26 protein-coding genes are annotated in these 25099 nt (G+C 60.5%); 10 read left to right on the top strand and 16 right to left on the bottom strand.

Features of this window, described 5'->3' with window-relative positions:
• Positions 1–40 precede the first annotated feature (40 nt).
• From I6E51_RS08745 to I6E51_RS08710, 8 genes are all read right to left on the bottom strand, one after another.
• Positions 41–1462: an NAD(P)(+) transhydrogenase (Re/Si-specific) subunit beta gene (locus I6E51_RS08745; RefSeq protein ID WP_197109990.1), complete on the bottom strand. Its 1422-nt coding sequence runs from the start codon at positions 1460–1462 to the stop codon at positions 41–43.
• Positions 1459–1785, bottom strand: coding sequence for an NAD(P) transhydrogenase subunit alpha (locus tag I6E51_RS08740; protein ID WP_231599702.1), 327 nt, complete (start codon positions 1783–1785; stop codon positions 1459–1461). Before I6E51_RS08740 ends, I6E51_RS08745 begins: the two co-directional genes overlap by 4 nt.
• Positions 1785–2981, bottom strand: coding sequence for an NAD(P)(+) transhydrogenase (Re/Si-specific) subunit alpha (locus tag I6E51_RS08735; RefSeq protein ID WP_197109989.1), 1197 nt, complete (start codon positions 2979–2981; stop codon positions 1785–1787). The genes I6E51_RS08740 and I6E51_RS08735 overlap by 1 nt, the downstream gene beginning before the upstream one ends.
• Positions 2982–3088: 107 nt before the next feature.
• Positions 3089–3829 carry a GAF and ANTAR domain-containing protein gene (locus I6E51_RS08730; RefSeq protein WP_197109988.1) on the bottom strand — a complete coding sequence of 247 codons (741 nt, stop codon included), beginning with the start codon at positions 3827–3829 and terminating at the stop codon, positions 3089–3091.
• Positions 3830–3858: 29 nt separating this feature from the next.
• Entirely contained in the window at positions 3859–4476 is a 618-nt protein-coding gene (locus I6E51_RS08725) for a GAF and ANTAR domain-containing protein (RefSeq protein ID WP_197109987.1), read from the bottom strand.
• Between the two features lie 125 nt (positions 4477–4601).
• Complete coding sequence (locus I6E51_RS08720; protein ID WP_307783883.1) at positions 4602–5240, bottom strand: DUF305 domain-containing protein; 639 nt, start codon at positions 5238–5240, stop codon at positions 4602–4604.
• Entirely contained in the window at positions 5237–6160 is a 924-nt protein-coding gene (locus I6E51_RS08715) for a YHYH protein (protein WP_197109986.1), read from the bottom strand. The genes I6E51_RS08720 and I6E51_RS08715 overlap by 4 nt, the downstream gene beginning before the upstream one ends.
• A 53-nt stretch (positions 6161–6213) precedes the next feature.
• Positions 6214–6615, bottom strand: coding sequence for a DUF805 domain-containing protein (locus tag I6E51_RS08710; protein ID WP_197105560.1), 402 nt, complete (start codon positions 6613–6615; stop codon positions 6214–6216).
• 225 nt (positions 6616–6840) lie between these two features.
• Between I6E51_RS08710 and I6E51_RS08705 the strand changes: the two genes are divergently transcribed.
• Positions 6841–7245: a VOC family protein gene (locus I6E51_RS08705; protein ID WP_197109985.1), complete on the top strand. Its 405-nt coding sequence runs from the start codon at positions 6841–6843 to the stop codon at positions 7243–7245.
• A gap of 33 nt (positions 7246–7278) precedes the next feature.
• Here I6E51_RS08705 and I6E51_RS08700 read toward each other — a convergent pair whose 3' ends face one another.
• The gene (locus tag I6E51_RS08700; protein WP_197109984.1) at positions 7279–9669 is read right to left on the bottom strand and encodes an excinuclease ABC subunit UvrA; all 2391 of its coding nucleotides are present in this window, start codon (positions 9667–9669) and stop codon (positions 7279–7281) included.
• A 159-nt stretch (positions 9670–9828) separates the two neighbouring features.
• On the opposite strand from I6E51_RS08700, the gene I6E51_RS08695 reads away from it, so the two are divergent.
• Together I6E51_RS08695 and I6E51_RS08690 are read left to right on the top strand one after the other, a co-directional pair.
• Complete coding sequence (locus I6E51_RS08695) at positions 9829–10737, top strand: ATP-binding cassette domain-containing protein (RefSeq protein ID WP_197109983.1); 909 nt, start codon at positions 9829–9831, stop codon at positions 10735–10737.
• A 116-nt stretch (positions 10738–10853) separates the two neighbouring features.
• Positions 10854–12485, top strand: coding sequence for an ABC transporter permease subunit (locus tag I6E51_RS08690; RefSeq protein WP_197109982.1), 1632 nt, complete (start codon positions 10854–10856; stop codon positions 12483–12485).
• A 3-nt stretch (positions 12486–12488) separates the two neighbouring features.
• On the opposite strand, the gene I6E51_RS08685 is transcribed toward I6E51_RS08690, so the two are convergent.
• The 4 genes from I6E51_RS08685 to I6E51_RS08670 form a co-directional block, all read right to left on the bottom strand.
• Positions 12489–13148 carry a DUF305 domain-containing protein gene (locus I6E51_RS08685; protein ID WP_197109981.1) on the bottom strand — a complete coding sequence of 220 codons (660 nt, stop codon included), beginning with the start codon at positions 13146–13148 and terminating at the stop codon, positions 12489–12491.
• Positions 13145–13777 (bottom strand): DUF3105 domain-containing protein, encoded by a 633-nt coding sequence (locus I6E51_RS08680; protein ID WP_307783882.1) that lies wholly within the window; start codon positions 13775–13777, stop codon positions 13145–13147. Before I6E51_RS08680 ends, I6E51_RS08685 begins: the two co-directional genes overlap by 4 nt.
• 213 nt (positions 13778–13990) lie before the next feature.
• A complete protein-coding gene (locus I6E51_RS08675; RefSeq protein WP_197109979.1) occupies positions 13991–14290 on the bottom strand; it encodes a transcriptional regulator in 300 nt (99 codons plus the stop codon).
• The gene (locus I6E51_RS08670; RefSeq protein ID WP_197109978.1) at positions 14287–15186 is read right to left on the bottom strand and encodes a hypothetical protein; all 900 of its coding nucleotides are present in this window, start codon (positions 15184–15186) and stop codon (positions 14287–14289) included. Before I6E51_RS08670 ends, I6E51_RS08675 begins: the two co-directional genes overlap by 4 nt.
• A gap of 121 nt (positions 15187–15307) precedes the next feature.
• On the opposite strand from I6E51_RS08670, the gene I6E51_RS08665 reads away from it, so the two are divergent.
• Both I6E51_RS08665 and I6E51_RS08660 read left to right on the top strand, forming a co-directional pair.
• Complete coding sequence (locus I6E51_RS08665; protein ID WP_197109977.1) at positions 15308–16291, top strand: hypothetical protein; 984 nt, start codon at positions 15308–15310, stop codon at positions 16289–16291.
• Entirely contained in the window at positions 16291–16617 is a 327-nt protein-coding gene (locus I6E51_RS08660) for a GntR family transcriptional regulator (protein WP_307783881.1), read from the top strand. Before I6E51_RS08665 ends, I6E51_RS08660 begins: the two co-directional genes overlap by 1 nt.
• Positions 16618–16646: 29 nt before the next feature.
• Here the strand turns inward: I6E51_RS08660 and I6E51_RS08655 are convergent, their stop codons facing one another.
• Positions 16647–17636 (bottom strand): YHYH protein, encoded by a 990-nt coding sequence (locus I6E51_RS08655; RefSeq protein WP_197109976.1) that lies wholly within the window; start codon positions 17634–17636, stop codon positions 16647–16649.
• Positions 17637–17859: 223 nt separating this feature from the next.
• Here I6E51_RS08655 and I6E51_RS08650 point away from each other — a divergent pair, with 223 nt between their 5' ends.
• From I6E51_RS08650 to I6E51_RS08630, 5 genes are all read left to right on the top strand, one after another.
• The gene (locus I6E51_RS08650) at positions 17860–20967 is read left to right on the top strand and encodes a lamin tail domain-containing protein (RefSeq protein ID WP_197109975.1); all 3108 of its coding nucleotides are present in this window, start codon (positions 17860–17862) and stop codon (positions 20965–20967) included.
• Positions 20968–21044: 77 nt separating this feature from the next.
• Positions 21045–21260 (top strand): hypothetical protein, encoded by a 216-nt coding sequence (locus I6E51_RS08645; protein WP_197105573.1) that lies wholly within the window; start codon positions 21045–21047, stop codon positions 21258–21260.
• Between the two features lie 230 nt (positions 21261–21490).
• The gene (locus I6E51_RS08640) at positions 21491–21682 is read left to right on the top strand and encodes a hypothetical protein (protein WP_197109974.1); all 192 of its coding nucleotides are present in this window, start codon (positions 21491–21493) and stop codon (positions 21680–21682) included.
• A gap of 51 nt (positions 21683–21733) precedes the next feature.
• Positions 21734–23125, top strand: coding sequence for an NAD-dependent succinate-semialdehyde dehydrogenase (locus I6E51_RS08635; protein ID WP_197109973.1), 1392 nt, complete (start codon positions 21734–21736; stop codon positions 23123–23125).
• 307 nt (positions 23126–23432) lie between these two features.
• Entirely contained in the window at positions 23433–24215 is a 783-nt protein-coding gene (locus I6E51_RS08630; RefSeq protein WP_197105575.1) for a glucose 1-dehydrogenase, read from the top strand.
• Positions 24216–24316: 101 nt separating this feature from the next.
• Here I6E51_RS08630 and I6E51_RS08625 read toward each other — a convergent pair whose 3' ends face one another.
• Positions 24317–24454, bottom strand: coding sequence for a hypothetical protein (locus I6E51_RS08625; protein WP_197105576.1), 138 nt, complete (start codon positions 24452–24454; stop codon positions 24317–24319).
• 122 nt (positions 24455–24576) lie between these two features.
• Positions 24577–25095, bottom strand: a complete 519-nt coding sequence (locus tag I6E51_RS08620; RefSeq protein ID WP_197109972.1) for a hypothetical protein — start codon at positions 25093–25095, stop codon at positions 24577–24579.
• Positions 25096–25099 lie beyond the last annotated feature (4 nt).

The raw sequence follows: 25099 nt of genomic DNA, 5'->3' as shown, positions 1-25099 counted from the left end.
AGGGATGGGTGATAGCGAAGCCGGGTGGCTTCTGCTCGGTTTAGGCCGAGACGTATTCTTTGACAGCGACGGTGATGTCCTTGAGCGCCTTCTTGGCATCAGCAAAGAGCATCCCCGTCTTGGGATCGGTGAACAGTGGATTCGTGATGCCCGCATAGCCAGGCCGCATCGACCGCTTGATGACGACAACGGCTTTGGCATGATCAGCGTCGAGAATGGGCATTCCGGAGACGGCATTGCCCGGCTTTCGAGCATCCGGGTTGCAGACGTCATTGGCGCCGATTACGAGAGCAACATCGCAGTTATCGAATGCTGCATTTGCCTCGTCGAGCTGGAGCATTTGTTCGTAGGGCACGTTGGCTTCGGCCAGCAGCACATTCATGTGGCCTGGCATACGGCCGGCAACCGGGTGAATTGCGTATTTGACGTCGATGTTGTGGGCCATGAGCAGAGCGGCGAGCTCCGCGACTTCATGTTGGGCTTGGGCGGCGGCGAGTCCGTAGCCGGGCACGATCAGCACGTGTTGCGCATAGGCGAGCTGAATGGCGACATCATCGGAGGTGAGGCTTCGCACATTGGTGAGATCCGCATCCGCTGGTCCTGCCGTCGCCGTAGCCTCGCCAGTGCCGAAGCCGCCGACGATGATCGAGAGCACGGAGCGATTCATCGCTTGCGCCATCTGCAGCGTCAGAATGGTGCCCGCTGCGCCGACCAGAGCACCCGCGATGATGAGCGCCTGATTGTCGATCGCAAAGCCAGCCATGGCTACGGCGAGGCCGGTCAGGGCGTTGAGGAGCGAAACGACGACGGGAGCATCGGCGCCACCGATCGCCAGCACCATAAGAATGCCGAGGACGAGTGCGGTCACGAGCACCACTAGGAGCAACAGTGTGTTGTGGGGAAGCATCACTGCCGCAACACTCGCACCGAGCGCGATCGCCGCGACGAGCGCGTTGAGCAGGCGGGAGCCGGGGAACGTCACGGGATTGCCGGGGATGATGCCCTGGAGCTTTCCAGCCGCGATCAGCGAGCCGGAGAAGGTAATGGAGCCAATGAGGACATCGAGCACGACGGGGATAGAGACCGTCAATTCGAGGGGATCGGCACTCGTCGCGAGAATGAACGCGGCAAAGGCGATTGCGGCAGCCGCGCTGCCTCCGACGGCGTTGAACACGCTCACGAGCTGAGGGACATCGGTCATTTTTACGGTGCGAGCACGGTGAACCCCGAACACTGCACCGACGAGCACGCCCGCAGTGAGGGCAACCCACGCAATCCATTCGCCGCCATCGACAACGAGGGCAAGCATGATCGTCGCTAGGACGGCAATAATCATGCCGACAGCAGAGATGCGGTTACCGTTTCGGGCGGTCGCGGGTGCCCGCATCATGTGAAGGCCGACGACGAAGAGCGACGCCGACAGTAAGTAGAGAATTCCGACGAGAAACTCGAAGCCGGTCATGATGCGTCCTCCGTGGTGCTGCTGGTTTCAGCGGTCTTGGGAGGCGTCGGCCTCGTGAACATTTTCAGAATCCGGTCAGTGACGACATAGCCTCCGAAGACGTTCGCGGCCGCGAAGGCACCCGCAATGAAGGTCAGGATGTAGCCGGTAGGGGAGTCGGCGAGCGATGCCGTGACAACGGCACCAGCGATCACGACCCCGTGGATGGCATTTGATCCCGACATCATCGGGGTGTGCAGGGTCGAGGGAATCTTGCCGATCACTTCAACGCCCACGAGAAGCGCGAGAACGAAGATGGCGAGATTGCTGTACAGGGTTTCCATCAGTTGGCCTGAGCTTTCAGAGGTTCGGTGGAGCCGAGCGGCTCAAGATTGAGGGCTGTACGCACGGTGGCACTCGTGACATCTCCTGCATGGGAAACGACGATGGCGCTGTGGACTTCGTCGCTGGGATCGATCGCGATTGCGCCTTCAGGGGCGAGCGCTTCGAGAACAGCAGCGACGTTTCGGCCGTACATCAGAGACGACGAGGCAGGAAGGTCGGCGGCAAGGTTGCCGGCGCCGACGACTACGACGCCATTTACGGTCGTTGAGGATTCACCATCACTCGAGCCGAATACGTTGCCGCCCTTGTCGCTGGCGCCAAGGTCGACGCACACCGTGCCGGGCTTCAGCGCGGCGAGAGTGTCTTGCGAGACCAGCAGCGGGGGAGTGCGACCCGGCACCTTTGCGGTCGTAATGATGATGTCAAAGCTCACGAGGGCATCCGCAAGTTCTTTCTGCTGGACGGCTTGCTCAGCCGCAGTCATCGGTCGGGCATAGCCGCCCTCTCCGGCGCCAGCAGCTACCGAGGACGTGAGAAATTTAGCTCCGAGCGACTCGACCTCGGTGCGGGATGCTTCCCGCACGTCGTAGCCCGTAACGACAGCACCAAGTCGCTTCACCGTGGCGATTGCTTGGAGTCCGGCGACGCCGGTGCCAATGACGATTGCCTTCGCCGGAGTTGCAGTACCGGATGCCGTGATCATCATCGGGAGGTAGCGTCCGAATTTTTCGGCGGCCACGATAACCGCGCGGTAGCCCGCAGCGCTTGACTGCGAACTCAGAGCATCCATCGATTGGGCACGGCTGAGCGTTCGGGGGAGAAGCTCTAGCGCTACGAGAGTGATTCCTTGGCCAGCAAGTGCTGACACTCGGCTGAGATTGTTCAGCGGGTCGAGAAGGCCGATAACGGTCCGCCCCGCGGCGAGACCGTCAGTAACATCCGACGAGGGAAGCGAGAGAGAAGCGAGTACATCGCACGTAGCGATTATCTGAGACGAGGTAGTGAGGGTGGCTCCGGCGGCGACGTAGTTTTCATCGGTGAAGCTCGCCCCGGATCCGCACCCCGCTTCGACGAGCACTGTGAAGCCCGCGTGAACGAGGTGTTTGGTCGCGGTTGGATCGAGAGCGACCCGATGCTCGCGCGAGTTTTGTTCGGAGAGAACCCCGATGGTGAGGCTTGTACCTGAGCTGGACATTGCCATCCTTGGTCGAAACGGAACAAATTCCGTTGCCAAGGTCTGGAGCAACTACTTAAAGCGTACACCCGGGCTTGTGACCGGATTCTGAAGAAATGCTGAGAGCACTATCTCTTGGTTGCGGCTTCGACAATCTGCTGCACCGTAATCTCGCGCCGACTGACCATTTCGGAGGTTGTCCGAATCGTTCGGTTGCAGTCGCGGGAATACTTGCGCAGGAGTGCGAAGGCATCGTCCATGCTGAGGGACAAGCCGTTTGCGATGACACCCTTCGCCTGTTCGATGGCAATTCTGCTGTTGAGAGCGTTGTGCAGCTGTTCCTCTACGAGGTGAGCGTGCTGGAGTGCGCGTTCGTGGGTTATGCCGATCGTCGCGACGTCCGCGAGCGCTTGAGCTACCGCAGCGTCTCGAGAGCTGACGGCTTCTGTCGTTGCGCGAAAGAGATTCATGGTGCCGATAACCGCGCCTTGGACCTTCATAGGGATCGACAACAGCGAGTTGAAGCCTTGGGCAACGGCAGCGGCACGAAATTCGGTCGACGCCTCGGACGCTGAAATATTGTCGATCGCCACCGCATTTCCGGTGCGGAAACAATCGAGGCATGGTCCTTCGGCTGCCTCAAGTTGCATACTCTCGAGCATTACGGCTGCTTCGTTCGTGGATGTCATGAGTTGGAGTTCACCAGCGTCATTAACTAGAACGAGCCCGCCAGCATCCATCCGAACGATCTCTGCGCAACGCTCGACAAACGTGTGAAGCACGTCGACCAGGTCATGGTCGACAGTGAGCGTTTCCGCAACAGTGACAAATGCGGCGCTGATCTGGGCCTCGCGGGTTGTTCCATCCATCTGAAGCTTCTTTCCTGCGGGGGAGGTGGTTATTCGGTGAGGGGATCGAACTCAAGCACGCGCGTAACTATGTCACGTGCTACATCGTCGATGGGGCGCCCAGTCGAGAATGCGTGGGCCTGTAGTCGGGCAAACGCATCCGGTGCCGAGAGCGCCAGCTGCGAAATGATGATGCCTGTCGCCTGATGGACTTCGCGTCGCAGCGCCGGTGATTGATCAGACTCGGGCGAGCTGTGTTGTTGCGCGGCCGTGAGTGCTCGTTCGACGGCAGTGAGCGCCACATCACGGGTCAGCGCTTGGGCCCTCGAGATGAACTCGGCGTCAGCGTGTCGAGGTGTCGTGGTGATCAAATCGACCACTCCGACTACCGCGGTGCCCAGCATCATCGGGAAACTAAAAATAGCGCCAACGCCGAGCTCCCGTGCGGCACCCAGAAACACGGGCCAGGCCGAGTCGGAGACGTGAGCGAGGTCGGAACAGAGAACAGGGGATTGGGTAGTGAGTGCTTGCAGGCCTGGACCCTCGCCGAGTTCGAACTGGAGAGCATCCAGTCGGCCAGCGAGGCGGCCGCTCACACACACCGTCGATTGGTTACCGTGTTCGCCGATGACCGAGATAGCGGCGCCCGAAACGTTGAGCGCAGTCACGAAAGGTGAACACAGGCAAGCATCAGCGGACGCTTGTGTTCCGGCTATTTTTGGTTTCGAAAGCATGATGGCCTTGGCTGAGGGGTATCTCAATCGAGGCTATCACTCTGAATAAGAGCGCCCCGTTAGAGGTAGGTGGTCGAGAGCAGCTGGTCGATGATCCCAATCTCATACGTTTGGATGACATCCATCCGCTCGGCTGTTGCCCGCACTGTGCTCACCGCGGCGTGCTCGTTCGCATAGGCGGCCATGTGGACACCGCCGACGTGGTGCGCGCGCATGAGGTTCAAGAAGAGTCGCCCCTGATCCATCCCGGTTGTGGTCGAGAGGGAGCTCATCTGTTCGTCAGTGGCGAGACCCGTCATCTCGACTGCGGGCATCTCCATTCCCATCCAAGCCATCACTGTCTCAGGCGGCGCGGTGCTCTCGCCCCACACCGTGAGCCACGTGTGCATGACGCCCCGTTCGAACGATTGATTCTGAAGGATGTCGGCGGCGAGCGACTGCACAGAGTCGCCGTTGTCGCGACCGAGCACGCGTTGGCACATGGCGAGGGCTTGTTCGTGGTGTAGAGCCATGTCCGTGAAGAAACCGATATCGGTGTCGTTAGGCGTTTCTTCAGCTGCGCTGGTGTCGTCGTCGTCAGCGGCGGCGGTTGTGCAGGCGGCGAGCGCTGTGCCGGTGAGGGCGAGTAACCCGAACGCGAGAAAGTTACGGCGGGCCGGATTTACGGCGTTTGTCGCGCGTTCAGTCGCGGGGATCACGCAGGGCCGCCGCCGGGAGCTGCGGCGTTGTTACCGCTCAAAGCGTCATCTGCCACATCGCCGTAGTAGCAGCCGAGGAAGTAAGGGAACGTGGTGGTGGAGTAATAACGGTATTGGCCGTCGCTATCGACGCGTCCGTTGCACTCATCGAGGTCACCGGAGCCTTCAACGTAGCTGTGGGCCGCCCAAGTGTCAGTGGCGAATTGAGATTCGTCGGTGAGTTGCCAACTGCTCGTGAGCTGAACAACCTCGCTGCAGTCGTCATCTGAGCACACGACTCCGGACATGATGGGGTAGCCGTCGGCAGCCCATCCCACGACGAGTGATTCACCGGTTTCAACTTCGTCAGCGTCGTAGAGGCAGTCGACCCCATCGGCGTAACCAAACCAGTGGATGTGGAAGTCGGTTGGGCCGCTGTGGCTGCCGCAGACCGAAAGCGCGCCTTCTAGGGATTGCACATCTCCACCGGTGCCTTCGGTCGGCCCGTAGATGGGAACTCCATTGACGGCAACTCCGAGAGCACCGAGGTACGGCACGGAGCCGGGTTCGTCAGCTTGCGTGGGGGTGACAGGGATCGTCATAGTGAGTTCGGACACCTTGGGCGAGCCCGGTGTCGTCGCGATGTAGAGATAGTCGGGGATGCTGTTGCTGCTGATGGTGAGGGTGTCGCCATCACAGACAGCGGTGAGCTCGGGGTCCACGAGGTCAGAGTTCGCACTTTCGACATCACGGAGTGTCGCAGCCATGGCGTCGCAATCACCCGTGGATGCCGCAAAGGTGGCTGTCGAGGCTGTAGCCGTCTCGGTCGATTCTGGGGTTGCTTCGGCGGTTTCGGCGGGTTCTACTGAAGCAGTAGTGCAGGCGGCAAGCGCTAGCAGCAGAACACTTGCAGTGGCCACGGTTGTGACAAGTCGATTCATGGTTTCTCCTGATCGTGAGGAGAGCCATGTTGGCCCAGAAGTCTATGGATTCCTTATGAAGTCTCTGCGACCTGCGGGGGAACTTGCCCGGCAACGCTCTGCTGCGTAACGCTCGGCTGAGTCAGGAAAACGATCAGAACGATCGCACCGGCGATCGGAACCAGTATCCAGAAAATGTTCGTCCAATTGCGGCCAGTGTCGCGCAAACGGCGAACGGTGACGGCGAGTTGAGGAACGAGGAGAGCGAGTGACCAGGCGGCGCTCAGACCCACTGAAAGCCCGAAGTTTGCTCCCATGTGACCAAAATCGTTGCCACTGCTCGGGTCAAGCGAAGCAGCGATTCCCGACGTGATGAAGGAGAAGAGCGCGAACCACCAGTACTCGGGGCGGCTTGCGACCCCGGTGAAGTCCGCGTACTTGCGGAATACGGTGGCGATGGACTCAAAAAATGTCACGATCTCTCCCCAGTTAGGTGGCGTGCACTAAGCGTACGGCTTCGGCGTCGACAGCGTCTCGGGCGGCATCGAATCTGAACGCTGCCTGAGGAAACGGTGAAGAGCCTCGCTGCTCGGGCATCGTGAGCGTACCTTGAATAGCGAGCGAACTGCTGGTGCCACTGCTCACCGCCAGAGTGAGCGCGCCAATCGGCGAAGCTCACAATCGTTCAGTGAGGAGCTATCGTGCGTCTCTCATCCGCCGTCGCATTTGTTTCAGATCTTGATCGATCGGTCGCGTTCTATTGCGATCTTCTCGGGCTCACATGCTCAATTTTTGATGAGTCGGCAGCGCTGTTGGTTGGCCCTGAGAACTATGAGCTCTACCTTCGCGGTAAGCATGCGCAGCCGAGTCGCGTACTCGGCTCAGTGGGTATCCAGTACCTCATTTGGAGTGCCGACACCCTGGAAGAATTGCAACAGTGTGAAGATGCGATGCGTCGAGAGTCGAGCCACGTCCGTCGTGAACAGCTCGATGGGATTGAGGTGCTCGAGGGCCGAGACCCTGACCATTTGCCCATCTTCGTGGTGTTTCCTGGACCCGATGAGTCGGCGCGCCACGCGATCATTCCGCGAATCTATAGCTGGTAGACCGCAACAGGAGTGTGTAATGCGCGGTTTGCCTTACCCGCCATCGCCCACATACGCCGCGAGGTGTTCGCCCGTGAGCGAAGACTTGGCGGCGATGAGATCTGCCGGAGTGCCTTCGAAAACGATCGAGCCGCCATCGTTTCCGGCACCAGGACCGAGATCGATGATCCAGTCTGCATGGGCCATGACTGCCTGATGGTGCTCGACGACAATCACGGACTTTCCCGAATCGACGAGTCGATCGAGAAGGCCCAAGAGTCGCTCAACGTCGGCCAAGTGCAGACCTGTGGTCGGTTCATCCAGAACATAAATGTCGCCCTTGTCAGCCATTTGGGTGGCGAGCTTGAGACGTTGACGTTCTCCGCCCGAGAGCGTGGGCAGTGGTTGCCCGAGGCGCAGGTAGCCCAGCCCGACATCAACTAGCCGGTCGAGGATGGCGTGGGCCGCGGGAGTGCGTGCCTCGCCTTCGCCGAAGAACGCTTCGGCCTCGGCGACGGACATCCCGAGCACTTCGCTGATGTCGTGCCCGCCGAGCTTGTACTCCAGCACGGAGGCCATGAAGCGCTTTCCTTCGCAGACCTCACACGGGGTCGAGACGGTGGCCATGACGCCGAGGTCGGTGTAGATTACCCCGGCGCCGTTGCAATTGGGGCAGGCGCCTTCGGAGTTGGCGCTAAACAGGGCGGGCTTGACGCCATTGGCCTTAGCGAATGCTTTGCGAATGGGCTCGAGCATCCCGGTGTATGTGGCGGGGTTGCTGCGGCGTGATCCCTTGATGGCGGCCTGATCGACGGACACAACGCCGTCGCGGGGCACCACCGATCCGTGAATCAATGAGCTCTTGCCCGAACCGGCAACGCCCGTCACGACGACGAGGGTGCCCAGCGGGATGTCGACATCCACGTTCTTAAGATTGTGGGAGTCGGCGCCGCGAATCTCCATGATGCCGGTGGGGGAGCGCACTTCGTCTTTGACCGAGACTCGGTCGTCAATGTGGTGGCCGGTGACGGTGTCGCTTTGGCGCAGCTCGTCGAAACTGCCTTCGAAGCAAATCTGGCCGCCCTCGGTGCCGGCACCAGGGCCAAGGTCGATAATGTGGTCGGCAATCGAGATCGTTTCTGGCTTGTGCTCAACCACGAGCACAGTGTTTCCCTTGTCGCGCAGCCGAAACAGGAGCTCGTTCATCCGCTGAATATCGTGCGGGTGGAGACCGACGGTTGGCTCATCAAAAACGTAGGTGATGTCAGTGAGCGACGAACTGAGGTGGCGAATCATCTTGGTGCGTTGCGCTTCGCCGCCAGAAAGGGTTCCGGCGGGACGGTCGAGGGAGAGATAGCCGAGGCCGATCTCCACAAACGAGTCGAGCGTCTGCTGCAGCGCTTCGAGCAGCGGGGCTACAGATGGTTCGTTCAGCCCGCGCACCCACTCGGCGAGGTCACTGATCTGCATGGCGCAGGCATCCGCAATATTGATTCCAGCGATTGTGGATGCTCGGGCACCCTCGTTGAGTCGAGTGCCGCCGCAATCGGCGCAGGTCGTGAACGTGACCGCGCGATCGACAAAAGCCCGGATGTGGGGCTGCATCGCTTCGCGGTCTTTCGACAGCATCGACTTTTGAATCTTGGGGATCAACCCTTCATAGGTCATGTTGATCGACTGCATCTTGACCTTGACCGGCTCTTTGTAGAGAAAGTCGTGCAACTCAGTCTTGGTGTACTTCTTGATGGGCTTGTCGGGATCGAGGAAGCCTGACTCGGTAAAGATGCGCACCATCCAGCCATCGGCGGTGTAGTTGGGGATCGTCAGGGCACCTTCGGCGAGCGACTTACTGTCGTCGTAGAGCTGCGTGAGGTCGATGTCGTTAACGCTGCCGCGACCTTCGCACGTCGGGCACATGCCGCCGGTGATGCTGAACTCGCGGCGCTCCTTAGTGGTGACGCCCGCCTTCTCAAAAGTGACGGCGCCTGCGCCCGAGATGGATGCCACGTTGAAGGAGAAGGCTTGCGGTGAACCAACATGGGGATTGCCGAGGCGGCTAAACACGATGCGCAGCATGGCATTGGCATCGGTCGCGGTGCCGACGGTGGAGCGGGCGTTCGAGCCCATGCGCTCCTGGTCAACGATGATCGCCGTCGTGAGGCCCTCGAGCACGTCGACATCGGGGCGGGCGAGCGAGGGCATGAAGCCTTGCAAGAATGCGCTGTACGTCTCGTTGATCATGCGCTGCGACTCGGCAGCGATTGTACCGAACACGAGCGAACTCTTGCCTGAGCCCGATACGCCAGTGAAGACCGTGAGGCGGCGTTTCGGGATGTCGACACTGACGTCAGCGAGGTTGTTCTCGCGAGCGCCTCGCACCCGAATTATGTCGTGGCTATCGGCCGCGTGAGAACCGGGGGAGCTGGGGTTGCTTGTACTGGCCATCGTGGGTGCCTCCCTAGCGGTGCGGATGTCGCGGCTCTGCGGGTTCGCGGATGCTTGTGACCATTATTGCGACAGTACGGGCAATTGTGGAGAGACCCTAGTTCTCAGCTTCCCGCTATGGGATTCTAAGGTGATGATCCGTCAAGATAGGGGCCGCGCTTGATCGAGTTTCGTCACCTCTCGAAACGTTTCGGCGACAAGCTCGCGGTCGATGACCTCAGTTTCACGGCTGCGTCTGGACGTGTGACAGGATTTCTGGGGCCTAACGGCTCGGGCAAGACCACGACGATGCGCATACTGCTCGGCCTCGAAGCGGCGGATTCAGGGGAAGCTCTCGTCAGTGGCGAACCTTATCGGAAGATAAAGAATCCGCTGTTTCAGGTGGGCGCACTGTTGGATGCTCGCAACGCGCATCCGGGGCGCTCCGGCTTCGATCACCTGCGGGCGCTTGCCCTCACTCATGGGATATCTAACGAGCGAGTCGAATTCGTGCTCGAAGAAGTTGGGCTCAGCGGTGTGGCCTCTCGTCGCATTGGAGGGTATTCGTTGGGGATGCGCCAGCGGCTCGGCATTGCAGCTTCAATGCTCGGCGATCCCGAGGTCTTCGTATTCGACGAGCCCGTAAACGGCTTAGATCCCGATGGCGTGATGTGGTTTCGGGAGCTGGTGCGCGACTTTGCGGCGGAGGGGCGCACAGTGCTGCTTTCCTCGCATTTGATTAGTGAGGTCGCGCTGACCGCCGACCACGTGGTGATCGTTGGGCGCGGGAAGGTGCTCGCTGATTCTCCGCTGTCAGAGCTTGCACGCCTCCGGGGCGCTGAACGCGTAGTTGTGCGGAGCCCTCACACGCGCGAATTGATCGTGCCTCTCGCCGCGTCCGGGGCGCGGGTGGTTGAGGAGCGCGACGCACTGGTCATTCAGGGTTCGACCGCCGAAGAAGTCGGCTTGCTGGCGGCTCGATTGAGTATTCCGCTGATTGAGCTTCGCACTCAGGTGGAATCCCTCGAAGAGACATATCGTCAGCTCACCGATTCGAGTGTCGAATACCGGCAGGGATCGGAGAAGTGAGTTCCGCGGTTGCACGCGGAGTCGAGCCTAAGAGGCTGACTCAGGCCTGGGGTGTTGTTCGTTCGGAGTCACTCAAGCTCTGGTCTCTTCGTCCACCGCGGCTCATCGTGGTGCTGATGTTTCTCCTGCCAGTTGTGCTGGCAACCGTGCGCGTGCTGTTCGTGCCGCTGATTGTCGGAACTGATCTGAACACCGATGGCACCTCGATACTTTTCGAATCGATCTCAGTGGGTGCGCTTCCGCTGGCAGTTCTGTCGGCGACGCTCGGTCTCATCGCCATAACCTCGGAGTACACGGACGACTCGTTGGCAGCTTCATTGGCGGCAGTGCCATCCCGAGTGATGCTGATCGTGGCAAAGACCGTTCCGAGCATTGGCCTCTCCGCTATTTCCGCAGCTGTGGGGACGGCTGTCGCCGGCTGGATCGCATCTATCACGCTGACATCGCGTGGTTATACAGTGCCCGGCCTCGATCGCTCGGCGGAGTTGTTGATCAGCGTCGTCGCGGGCGCTGCATGTTTCGCGGTTCTCGGCGTTGCATTCGGTGCGCTTGCGCGATCAGCAGTGTCGGCCGCAATTTTCTTCGTGGGGATCATCGTGTTGATGCCGAGCACGCTCTTCTATCTCGGAGGATCCTGGGTGCCTCGGTTCGCGGAGCTGCTCCCGGCCAGCGCGCTTCAAGCGCTCACTACGCGAGCACCGGCAGAGCCATTCGTGCTGGAAGGGACTAGCGCATCAGCGCTGGAGCCGTCCATAGGATTCGCTGTGCTCGCCTCCGGATCAGCGCTCCTCCTCGCTGCCGCAGCTGTGATATTTGCCCGACGGTCAGTTCATCTGGAAGTCGCGCGCAACGGTCGCCAGTCACAAGCCTCGCGGCCGGCGATGCGAGTGGAGAGCCCTGCTCGCGGATTGAGCTTTACGGGAGTAGTTCGATCCGAGGCGCTGAAGGCACTTACCTTGCCCTCCTCGCGGTGGTTGTTGGCGTTGAGTGCGGGCGCAATTGTGTTTATGGCGTGGCGCTGGGCTGTCGCGAGAAATCCAGCTGACATTCTCGAGGCGCCAATTACCGCCTGGGATTTAGCTTCGTTGACCTTTTACGATCAGATGACAGTGATAAGCGGTGGGCTGGCCCTCAGCCAGTTCCTCATCGCAGCGTTCGGCGCTCTTGTCGCGACCTCGGACTTTGCCACCGGAAACATCCGGCCGGCGCTAGCGGCGGTACCCCGGCGCGGATGGTTGCTGGCGGCGAAAACCGGGATTGCGGTCACCTCAGCGATGGCTGTAGGGGCAATCGCGTTACTGCTGGCTGCGATAGTGGCGACGCCCATCCAGCAGGACCAAGGTTTCCCCGCCACTTTGTCAGCGAGCATCGTATGGATCTCTATCGCCAAAGGGACGATTGCGCTCGGGCTAGTCGCGGCACTCGGATGCGGTGTCGGCATGATCGCGCGTTCGGCCTCCGGTGCACTTTTCGCCTTGGCGACGATCTTCGTCGTCGTGTCGACGCTGACGAGCCAAATGGAACGCATAACCGTCGACACCCCGCTTGTCTGGCTGACTAACATTGGCCGAGTATTCCCGTCGGGGCGCGACGCAGCGGAAACGCTGGGCCCGAATACCTTCCAGCCGTGGTTTCAGTATGGAAATACTTTGCAGCTTCCACCCGGCGCGAGCATGGTGGCGCTGTTTCTGTGGGCGGCCGGAAGCCTAGCGATCGCGTGGGTGCTGTTTCGTCGCCGTGGAGTCTGAGTTCTATCCTTCAAGACCTGCGAGCAACTCGTTCATGTAGTTGATCTCACTCATTTGCACGGCAACCATTCCCTCGGCCAACGACGTCACGACATCGTTGGTCGAGCGTTCGAGAAGCCCCTCAGCCATGTCGACGCCGCCCGCGTGGTGGGCAATCATGAGCTCAAGAAACATAGCGTCAGCGTCGGTTGTGCTCGCTCTAAGAGCTTCCATCTGGTCGTACGTCGCGAGGCCGGGCATTGTCGTCGCGGTCGAGGAGTCGGAATTCGAGGTGACGTGAGAGTCGTGCTCGCCGTCATCCATCATCCACGTCATCGCAGGTTCGCTCGAGGCTTGCGGCAAATTCCACATGATGAGCCACGCGAACATTTGTCCCGCTTGCTGGCCCTGCGCCGTCGCAATGTCATAGGCCAAGGTGCGTATGGCTTGATTCTCGCTCTTTTCCAGAATGATCATCGCCATGTCGACAGCCTGCAGATGGTGCGTCTGCATGTCGCGCGCGAAACCGGCTTCGGCGCTCGTCGTCAAGGGATCCGAGGATTCAGCGGGCAACAACTTTTGACCAGCGAGAACGCCGACTCCAACCAGCAGCAGCGCTGCGATCGCCATGGCGCTTAAGCGGAGCCAGGGGTGACGTGGCGAACTGCCATCGCCGACGGTCATGCGATGCGTCCGCCGCCGTCGATTCCTCCGGAGCACGAAGCGCCGATTTCTGGTGCGTCGCCGCCCTGCCAGAACTTGTCAATGAAATCCTGCATTCGCGGGTCGTCCACTCCGTCGAGCTCAACCTGGTTAGCCCAGGCCGAGATCACGACGGGCGACTGAAGGCCTTCGTACGGTGACAGTACCGAATAGGTGGACGGAACAGCATCCTGCAACGCCTCCAGCTCGTCTCCCGAGACCTGCGCCGGATCGTAGGTTACCCACACGGCACCATGCTCAAGAGCATGCACGGCGTTTTCGTTCGGCACTGGCTCGGTGTACACACCGCAATTCAGCCACACGGATGCGTGCTCACCGCCCGCCGGTGGGCTTTGTTCGTAGTCGACGGTGCCCTCAACATGACCGGCAACCAGATTCGGATAATTCTGCACACCGTCGATCTCGATGGCTTCGGGGCTGGTTCGGGGAGTTCCGTTCGCCACCACCATTACGATGACCAATGCTAGGACGCCTACCGCGGCGACGCTGCTAATGACGATACCGATGACACGGTGACGCTTCTCGGCGGCTTGTTTCTTTTTTAGCGCGGCGACTTTTGTGGCCCGGCGCGCATCGCGCTGCTGCTTCACAGTGAGGTCTTTGCCGGATGATGCGTTTGGGGAGGATTGCGGGTCGCGGGGTGGCATTCAGGTGGTCCTGTCGTCGAGTGCGTGGGCAGGGAACAGATGTGCAGTCCGAGCCTATTCGGTCGAATTTGTGAAAGCCCTCCTAGGGAACGCACTCGCGAATATCGGCAGCCGAGTCCCTAGTTCTTGGCGAAGATGCGGCTAACTTCTGCGCGGCTAGCCCTGCTCTGTGATCGCTCGCAATGCCAGCAGGTGCTGCTGATACGCGCGATACCCGGCTGCCGTCGAGGTGACCCACGTGCGCGGACGATTGCCGACCGTTCCCTTGATGACTTTCGCGTAGCCGGCATCCGCAAGATAGCTGATCGCCTTGCTGAGAGCCGAGTCCTCAACTTCGAGGAGTTGTTTTAGCGTCGTGAAGTCAATCTCGTTTCTCGGGCCGAGTGCGGCCATGAGCGACAGTCTCACCGGGGTCAGAAATGCGTCGTCCAGCTGGTGACGAGGATGCTGTTTCATGAACGTGCGTCTCGGTGCGCAGGCAGCGCGGAAGCCGCGAGCATGACGAGAAAGACCGCGATTCCGGCAGCTATCGTTGCCGCGAGGGATTGCGACTGTGCCAGCGGAGCGAGTATCGCAAATGCAAAGAGCGTGCTCGTGGTGATGCCGAAGGCAGTCCACTGTATCCAGCCCCATTCGAAACCGACGCGGGGCAAGACCCATGCAGATTCGTTCAGCACGTACGTGAACGCGATGCCCGCGAGCGCCGCGATCATCAGCAGTGCTGAGACGATCGGAATAGTGCCGAATGAGATGAGCAAGCCCGCTACCGCTCCCATGATCCCGGTGTTCCAGCGCACGGGTGTGCTGAGCGGTTCGGGGCTGCGGCCCGCCGGGGTGCGTGAACGTGGCACCCGGATCAGTTGAGCTATGGCGGGAGCGGCCAGAGGAACGAAGACGGTGAGAGCGACGAGTGCGATGAGCCACGGGGAGTAGGGCACGTCGAACACCGACAGACCCGACAGAAAGGTCATCGCGATGATCGCGAGGGCCAAGGGAATCCATACTGCTCGCGGTAGTGCTCTTCGGATGCCGAACCGTTCACGGGTGCCCGTGGTCATCGTGGTGAAGGCCAGTATTGGTACGAGGAGTAGCGATGTCTGCGAGAACTTGTCGGGGTTGCTGTCGCCGGCTGTGCCGATGCTCACGGAAAATGCGAAAAGAAACACGCCGATATAGCTCGCTGCCATCAGAGCGCTCCAGAGGCTGAACCAAGCGAAGCCTCGGGACGGCCCTCGCTGGTTCAACGAATCGCGCACTTCTTGTTGCTGTTGGAGCTGGCGAGAGGCTTCAACCCGCGTGGACTGTGGGGCGGAATCTGGGGCGGTGGGGGAGTCCGCGGAATCACTTTCCATCTGGAAAGTGTAACGTATGTGAGTTTTTCGCAAGTATTCCGGCAGATCTTGCGTTGAAGTGTTGACAATCGATCACTTCAATCTTGTATCATGCGAGTGACACAAGTTGAAGGAGCCGTCAATGTCGTACCTACTGCTCGTCTTACAGTCTCCACTTATCCTGGCGACAATCGCAATCGTCATCTTCCTTTTCGCGAGGCGAGGGCGAACCGCCGAAACTGTCGTGCCAGGACGCAGTGCGTTCATGCGTTCAGTCGCAGTCACAGGATCAGCCGCGGTATTGATCGTGCATCTCGCGGTCCAGTTCTTTCCGCTACTCGACTTGGCGCAGCGTTACCTGTTGCCGAACTTGAGCGTCGATTTCAGCCCCGACCCGTGGGCGTATGCGTGGTGGCGCTATCCGCTGCCGTTGATCGTCGCGGTCGTGGTGCTGGCCGTAGTCATGGTGCGGGTTGCACGAGAGCCCGTGGTGGTGGAGGCGCCGGTGTTGTCAATGAAGCCGCGTGGGTGGACGAGTTTCGCCAGTCGCAAAGAGCTCGCAAGCGCAGCCAGCGTTCTCGGTGCGCTCGTGAGCGTCTCGCTATTTGCGGGAGTGCACTCGATCACCGACGGATTCGGGCTGCATACTTTGGTCAGCGGGCCGCGACCCGTCGGCGTCACCGATGCTGCCTGGGATGAGTACTCAGCCAGCACTTTCTACGGCTGGGCTTATTCAGTGCCGGTCGTAATCCTCGCTGTGGTACTTGCAGTGCAGCTGTGGTGGGTTTTGCGCACCATCTCGGTTCGCCCGTTCGCAAGCCCGGCGTCCGTCGATGCGGAAACTCGCGAGCGCACGCGCGCATCTTCTGTACTGCTTCGACTTTTCATCGCCGCAGTATTGCTTCCGCTGGGCGGCGCTCTTCTCCTCATCGGTCAAACAGCGATGTTCTCCAACGTGATCACCACCCTAGATTCCGACGACTACCTCGTGTCCTTGGGGTATGCGTCCTTTGCCCCGGCGATCGCCGTGACCGGTGCGCTGCTGCAGGCCCTCGCGCTGCTCATCCTCGTGGCAGCAATTCACGGCAAGCGGTCGCGTGTGTCTTCTCCGGAGTTGGTGCGCTAGTGACCGACGCCAACGAAATCTACGAGCAATTTCGAGGGATGATCGTCTCGGGTCAGGTAGGCAGCGGCGAGCGGCTCCCCACGGTGCGCCAGGTTGCGAGCGATCTTGGTGTGGCAAACGGAACTGCTGCCAAGGCATACAAGATGCTTGAAGCTGACGGGCTCGTCTACTCGCGCACGGGTGCTGGCACCCGCGTTTCAGAAGGCGCATCCGTGTTGCCGGGGGCGATCGTGTCACGCATCCGTGAACTGGTCTTCGAGGCGAAGGGGCATGAGGTTCGTGAAGAGGATGTGGTCACCGCGATCCGCAGCGCCTGGAGTTCCTGACGAACTTCGGCAGAGTGCGCGGCCGAAGCTCAGTGCTCGTGCGAAGGCACGGGCGCAGGGTCGCCGACGTAGCACCCGACCGTAAACGGAAACTCAATCGTGGCGCTGTAGTGATACATCTCCTGCTCAACACCGTCGAAAAGCACGGTGCTCGTGCGGCCGTGGCATTCGTCGAGATCGGCATTGGTGGGCAGGTTTCCCGCGGAGTCACGCTCGACGTAAATTCCAAAGCCATCTAGGGCGTACCCGACAAGCGTTGACCCGGTCTCGGCGGTAGCGTCGAGCAGGCACGACGGTACATCGTGGTAGTGGTAGTAGTCGCCGCCATCCGGATGCCCGTCACACAGGTCTTGAGTTTCGTGGGCGACCGCATCCCCGCCCGAGGCATCCACCGCGTTATAGAGGTAGACGCCATTTTTAAGCACGCCAACGGCCCCCATCGCAACACAGCTTGGCTCGGCGGCAACGGTGGGAGCGACGCTAAGCGTGAGCTCAACAAGCTTCTCGTCAATCTCGTTGGGGTTGCGGTCGAATTCTTTCGCCGGGTCGGTATCGGCGATGGGGAACGTGCCGGTCATTTGCTCGGTCGGCACATTGGCAGTCAGGATGGTGCGAGTGTCGTGGCCGACTTGTTCCTCGTAATAGGCCTGTGGCCACGAGACGGCGCCCTCGACGGTGTCCTTTGTCGTGGCATCCCACGTGCCAGCGTCGTAGTCGATCCACGGTCCGCCGTTCACGGGTCCGCGCCCGCTGAAGTCGGTCTTGCAGGAGTACAGATAATCGACAGCGGGGGAGGTGGAGGTGCGGTCGTCGCCGAGCGGAATGGCAGTGGCATCGATGACGCCAGACCAGGCATCCGGGATGTCGATCGCAGACGCTGCAGCGCTCGGCTCGATACTCGGCGTCGCGGTAGCGGTCGCAGTGTCGTCGGCAGGGCCTGACGCACACGCGGAGAGGATGAGAATTCCCCCCAGCGACAAAGCGAGTGCTGTGCGTGAGGTTATCGAGCGAGTGATCATGGCAAATGCCCCTAGAAGAATCTGGCCGCGCGGGTGGTGATCGCGAGCGCCGCTGATACTAGCGGATAGTTCTATGACGGCTTCATGGGAAACCTGTCGGCGTCGCTGATTGCGAACTATCCGGTCGATTCGCGTTCACCGGTGGTTCACATCGTTGCCCAAGACTGCGCACGCCTGCTCTCCCGACCGGGCATCCTCACCGCAGCCTCGAAGGGCATTCCCCATGCGCAGACGGCCCCTTGCCGCCCTCCTCATTTCTTTATCGTTGGCGGTGCCGCTGGTAGTGACTTCCCCGACCGTTTCGACGGTGTCGGCGGATGCCGCCGAGTTGTCGTCGGTGCGCATCAACGAAATTGAATCGAACGGCGACGACTTCGACTGGGTTGAGTTCGTGAACACGGGAACCGACACTGTGGATGTCTCGGGCTGGATCATCAAGGACGACAACGACGAGCGCGCCCTTGCGTTCCCTGTCGGCTCCAGCATCGCGGCCGGCGAGTACCTCGTCATCAACGTCAACGACGACGCCAATCCGGAGGGCTTCGGACTCGGTAAGGCAGACACCGCGCGCCTCTTTGCCGCCGACGGTATTACGGCTATCGACGCGTTTGCGTGGGATGGTCACGCCGCTGCCACCTATGGGCGTTGCGCTGACGGCACGGGGGAGTTCCGCGACACTGTGGCATCCACCAAGGGTGCAGCGAACGCCTGCGAGATCACGGCCGCAGCTGCGGTACGCATCAACGAGGTGGAGTCGAGCGGCGACACGAGCGACTGGATCGAACTCACCAACATCAGCACCTTTGCGGTGGATGTGTCGGGCCTCGTTCTCAAGGACGACGACGACAGCCGCACCGACTCGATCCCTAGCGGGACGACGATCGAGCCGGGCGCCTTCTTCGCGTTTGAGCCATCGTTCGGCTTGGGCGGTGCGGATGCCGCGCGCGTCTTTGACACCGACGGCACGACGCTGATCGATAGCTACAGCTGGACAACGCACGCGAGCACTACCTACGGCCGCTGCCCAGACGGCATCGGCGAGTTTGCGACGACGAACACCACGACAAAGGGTGCCGCCAACGACTGCATTGCCACCGAGCTCCCGAGCGTTCGCATCAACGAAATCGAGTCGAATGGTGATGCTACCGATTGGATCGAACTCTTCAATAGCGGCAGCACCCCTGTTGACCTCTCTAACTGGGTCATCCAAGACAATGACGATAGCCACGTCGCGCGGATCCCTGCCGGGACATCACTTGCGGCCGGGGCTTTCTACGTCTTTGACCAGCCGGCGTTGAGCTTCGGCCTCGGCACGGCCGACTCGGTCCGCGTTTTCGCTGCCGACGGCTTCACCGCAATCGATTCACGCAGTTGGAGCGGCCATTCGCCCACAACCCTCGGGGTGTGCGGCACCGGGTTTGGCGACACGACAAGCTCCACCAAGGGTTCAGTCAACGACTGCAGCGCGCCGATCCGCATCAACGAAATCGAGTCAAGCGGCGATTCGAGCGACTGGGTCGAACTGAAGAACAACGGTTCAGATTCAATGGATGTCTCGGGCTTCATCCTCAAGGACAGCGACGACAGTCACGCCTTCACGCTCGCTGCCGGCACGACGATTGCTGCGGGCGACTATCTCGTCGTCGAGCCCGACTTTGGGCTCGGCGGGGGAGACTCGGCGAGGCTCTTCGATGCTGACGGCGTGACCCTGATCGACAGTTACGTCTGGACGGCGCATGCCGCCACAACCTACGCGCGCTGCCCCGACGGCACCGGCGATTTCGCGACGTCGAAGGCCGTCACACAGGGCGCGCCCAACAGTTGCGTTGGCGAACTCGAAACGTCGACATGGCCTGGGGCGTCGACGATTTCGACGGCGAACGCGAAGGACGCGTTCAGCGACAACATGAGCGGGCTTGCTTTTGAAGCCGCAGTGTCAGGTGACGTGCTCTGGGCGGCAAAGAACGGCCCCGGTGCGCTGTACAAGCTTGTCTTTGATGGCACCAACTGGGCGCCAGTGGTAACGAACTCGTGGAACGAGGGCAAGCTGCTGCACTACGCCGACGGTACCGGAGACGTGGATGCCGAAGGCGTCGCGCTGACCTCGGCTGGCGCCTCCGGGGGAGTTTTCATCGCGAGCGAACGTGACAACGCGAACAGCGGGGTGAGCCGCCCGACAATTCTTCGCTATGGGGTGGCGGGCGCTGCATCCGAATTGACGGCCAGCCAGGAGTGGAACCTCACCGCTGACCTGCCCGCTGTGGCAGCGAATGCGGGGCTTGAGGGCATCGCGTGGGTTCCCGACAGTTACCTGGTCGCTGAAGGATTCAGGGATGAGGCCACGAGCGCGCTCTACAACCCCAGCACCTACGCCGGCCACGGTGAGGGCCTCTTCTTCGTGGGGCTCGAAGCCAATGGCACGATCTACGCTTACGCGCTCGACCAGAATTCGGGCGCATTCCAGCGGGTTGCAACGATCGAGAGTGGCTTCTCAAGCGTGATGGAACTCGAGTTCGACCCCGCTCTCGGGGCACTCTGGGCGATCTGTGACGACACCTGCAACGGTCGCAGCGCCATTCTCGAGATTGCTCAGGATGGCGCCACGGCTGGTTCCTTCGAAGTCGCCACCGTCTTCGAACGCCCCACAGGAATGCCGAACCTCAACAACGAGGGCTTCGCGATCGTGCCGCAGTCCGAGTGCGTCTCCGACTCCAAAGCGGTGTTTTGGTCGGATGACTCGAACACCGACGGCATCGCGCTGCGGGCCGGCACCATCGACTGCACTGTGACGACGGCCCCGACGGATCCCACTGATCCCACTGATCCCACTGACCCCACTGACCCCACTGACCCGACCGATCCGACTGATCCAGCGACGCCGACTACTCCTGTAGCTGTTCCTGAGGCCAGCCTCACGGCGGCGAACCGGGGTTCGGTGTCTGCCCCCACGAGCGCGAGTCCGGGGGAGACCATCACGATCACTGTGGGTACAGCGCACGCCGGCAATGTCGTGAACACGTGGATCTACTCCACGCCGACTCTATTGGGATCGCCGACGGTCACCGCCGCCGGAACTGTCTCAGCAACTATTCCTTCGACGCTCACACCAGGCGTTCACCGCTTGGTAGTTACCGCAGCGGATGGCACAGTGATTGGTTGGGCGAACATCACGATCACCGCACTTGAATCGGGTTCGCTCGCGTTCACCGGTTCTGGGTCAGTGTTGCCGATTCAACTGCCGTTGATGCTGCTCGTCGCTGGCCTCGCGCTGGTCATGATTCGTCGCCGCGAGGTCGGGGCACTCCTCAGCAGAGAATCACGCTTGCCCTAGGTGCCACTGCGGCGTTCAATAGACACAGACGCGTGAGGGTACTCCTGCGCAATTGCTCAACCTAGGAAGGCTGCACCATGAAGTCAGATTCCACTCCATCCGGATTCGAGTACCCGGATGACGCTTTCGAAGCCGATGCGGTCGCCACTAACGATGCGGTCGCGGGCGAGCCAGTCGTTCCTTTTGCCGAAAGCGGTGCGCCCGAAGGTTCAGAGCTCCACGAGGTTTCTCCGGTTTATGACGAACACGAACTTAATTCGGAGGACGGTCCTCAGAACCTGGACAAGGAATAGTCCGACGTAACCTGACTACAGGTGGGGCAGCGTCCCATGAACACGAGACTCGCCGTGATCCGCAACTCAGAACTCTGGGGCGGCACGGCGAGTTTTTTGCACGCATAGGCACAATTCTCCGTCTCGTAAATGCCCGAGACTTGCGAAACTCTCAGGCATGAGGAGTAACGTTTATCTTGTTGCTCTAGTCCTCGGCAGCGAATATCTTTCGCTCTCGCCTGAGGACCACCATGACCGCAATTTTCACCCTTAAAGCCGCAGCGCTTCGCATCGTTCCTCTCACCGAGACTGCGAAAGCCACGCAAAGGTTTCTTCCTGTCGCGCCAGCGGCCACGCTCGTGTCGCCAACACCGATCGACCCTTCCACGCTGAGTGACTCGTCTGCGCTCGCCCGGCTCGTATCGTTTTCCGCGGGCCAGTAAGCCGCAGTTTTCCCTCCCGAAAAGTATCAACCAACGAAAGGATCAGCCAGAATGGCCTACCAAACGATTAACCCGTATACGAATGAAGTGGTCGCCACCTTCCCCGATGCAACGGTGAGTGAAGTGGATGAAGCGATCACCGCGGCGCACGAAGCATTTTTGTCGTGGCGCGAAGCCTCGTATGGGACCCGGATGGCGGTGTTGGCCAAGGCCGCGAAGCTCCTGCGAGCCGACAAGCGTCGCTACGCAGAGCTGCTCACTCTGGAAATGGGAAAGGTGATCGCCGAGGCTGAGGCCGAAGTTGACCTCTCGGCCGACATCCTCGAGTACTACGCAGAGCGTGGCGAGTCGCTGCTGGAAACCGAGAAGGTTCCCGTGGAATACGCCGCAGAGGGTAACGTCGAGATCGTTAGCCAGCCGCTCGGTGTTCTCCTGACGGTTGAGCCTTGGAACTTCCCCTACTACCAGGTGGTTCGTGTGGCCGCGCCGCAGTTGGTCGCGGGCAACACCATCCTCCTGAAGCACGCAAGCAATGTTCCGCAGTCCGCGGCAATCTTCGATGATCTGTTTGCGCGTGCGGGGCTTCCCGCGGGCGGATTCAAGAACCTCTACCTGCCTCATGACCTCACTCAGCACGTTATTGACGATCCGCGCGTACGCGGTGTTGCATTGACCGGAAGTGAGGAAGCGGGGTCGATTATTGCGGCCTACGCGGCGAAAGCGGTGAAGAAAAGCACTCTCGAACTGGGCGGTTCCGATGCGTTTGTCGTCCTCAAGGACGCCGATATGGACAAAACAGTCGAGTGGGCCGTATTCGGCCGCCACTGGAATGCCGGCCAGGTGTGCGTTTCAGCCAAGCGAATGATCGTGGTCGACGATGTGTTCGATGAGTTTCTCGAGAAGTTCCGCGCCGGCGTATCCGCTTTGAAAGCGGGCGACCCGATGGATGCGGCGACGACCCTCGCTCCGCTGTCGTCTCAGTCCGCAGCGGACAAGCTTGCAGACCAGGTGAAGGATGCCGTTGCCGGGGGAGCGAAGGCAGAAACCCTCGGCACACCGGTGCCCACCACCGGAGCGTTCTTCCAGCCAACGATTCTCACCGAAATCGACTCGAAAAATCCGTCTTATTACCAAGAGTTCTTCGGACCTGTTTCCATCGTCATCCGGGTCAAAGATGAAGCGGAGGCGATTGCGGTGGCGAACGATTCGCCGTTCGGTCTTGGCGGCTCGGTCTTTACGAGGGACACCGTGAACGGTGAAAAGGTAGCCAGAAAGATCGACACGGGGATGGTGTACGTGAACCACCCGACGATGGTGAAGGCTGACATTCCGTTCGGTGGCGTTAAGCATTCGGGATATGGCCACGAGCTCACCAACCTTGGTATTCAAGAGTTCGTGAACAAGAAGGTCATTGACGTCGTAGATATCAACGCGGCGTTCTAACTCCCACTTCGGTCGGCCAGCCCAACGCACATAGGCTGGCCAGCCGGAGAGCCGAGCGGGGATTCGGGCACGCGTGGCTCGTCCCGCATCACGATGGGCTGGCATTGCCGCAACCGAGCGCTGTGGAGAATCGCGGTGATAGTTCTGAGGCGACATTCAGCCAGCAATCGTATAGTCAAACTTGTGCAATCGTTCGACGCACGCTTCTGACTTTTCGAGCTGAGGTTGTGCGCTGGACAGCATCACGCGCACTCATTACCGCCGCTCTGAATTCAGTTGAGCGGTGAAACCACTCGAAAGGCAATTCATGAATCGCTTCACAGACCGCGTAGTTCTCATCACCGGCGGAGGGTCAGGCCTCGGCCGGGCGGCCGCAGTGCGACTAGCGGGGGAGGGCGCCAAACTCGCTCTCGTCGACGTATCCGAAAGCGGCTTGGCCGACTCCGTCACCGCGATCGCTGAGACCGCGCCCGACGCCGAAGTTCTCACTGTCGTCGCTGATGTGTCCAAAGAGTCGGATGTTGATCGTTACGTCGCGGAAACCGTAGAACGCTTCGGTCGCATCGATGGCTTCTTCAACAACGCCGGCATCGAAGGTAAGCAGAACCTCACTGAAAATTTCTCCGCAGAAGAGTTCGACAAGGTCGTCGCCATTAACTTGCGCGGTGTGTTCTTGGGCCTCGAGAAGGTTCTCAAGATCATGCGCGAGCAGGGTTCCGGCATGGTCGTGAACACGGCGAGCGTTGGCGGCATCCGCGGGATCGGAAACCAGTCCGGCTATGCAGCAGCCAAGCATGGCGTCGTGGGTCTCACTCGCAACTCGGGTATTGAATATGCTGAGCACGGCATCCGCATCAACGCGATCGCACCAGGCGCCATCTGGACGCCGATGGTCGAAAACTCGATGAAGCAGCTTGATGCCGAAAACCCCCGTGGCGCTGCCGAGCAGTTCATTCAGGGAAACCCGACCAAGCGCTTTGGTGAAGCACCTGAGATCGCGGCCGTTGTGGCCTTCCTGCTGAGCGATGACGCCAGCTACGTCAACGCAACCGTTCTGCCGATCGATGGCGGGCAGTCCTACAAGTACTAGGTCACCTCTCGTCGTTATCTGACGAGGGCGCAGGGGAGTGGGCGGCCGATCGGGCTGCCTGCTCCCTTTCTTTGTTCTCGAACCAAGTTCTTGATAAAGATTTATTCAGGTTTGTGGTGATCGACTGACTGGCGTTCCTCGTCAGCCAAGAGGATGCCATCACGCACGGCGCTGCGAACGACTCGGTGCAGCACATAAAACAGAATGACGATGACGACGACGGTGAAAACGAAATCCATTCCGGAATCCTTTGTTCGTTGCCAGCCGGTCGGCTAAACGCTAGAGAGTGTTGAAATCTCCTTGAGCTGACATAATGTGCATTATCGGATACTAAACGCGTCTACGAGAGGGGCGGCAGAGGTCAGGGCTGCAACGGCGGCAACGCCACGACCGCCACGGTCCAGGGCTGCAACGGCGGCAACGCCACGACCGCCACGGTCCAGGGCTGCTGGTTGTCGGTCGTTACTGCGATTGAATAGCTGCCGCTGGGATCGATGTCCAGCTCGTCCAGGTGGACTGCGTCATCTGAACTTTCGCGACACTCGTGAGAAGACTGTGCAACGTCACCGAGCGACACTGTCATGCGACCAGAGCCGACACAGTCTGAATACACCGCAATGCGTCCTGTTGTCGGGATGAAAGGTGACACATCGATAGAGCCGCCGGCATTGGTGCTCGTCGCTAGGACAACCTCGCCCTCGGTTTCGAACGCCATCAGTTCGGGAGCTTCTGACATAACGGAATCACTGGCCGTGTTTGTGCGGTCCGGCGCGTGAACTCTCACTTCGACGTCTGCCTCTGAGGCGCCGGTGCACCCGGTCAGCATCGCCATAACGGCCGCAGCGGCAACAATGTGCAGCCCGCTGCGCACCTCGCTCATGGCG

It is taken from the genome of Salinibacterium sp. NSLL17, assembly GCF_015864935.1.
In the GTDB taxonomy this organism is placed as follows: Bacteria; Actinomycetota; Actinomycetes; order Actinomycetales; family Microbacteriaceae; genus Rhodoglobus.
The sequence above is the reverse complement of the archived record's forward strand: the minus strand, read 5'-3'. Positions and strand labels throughout refer to the sequence as shown.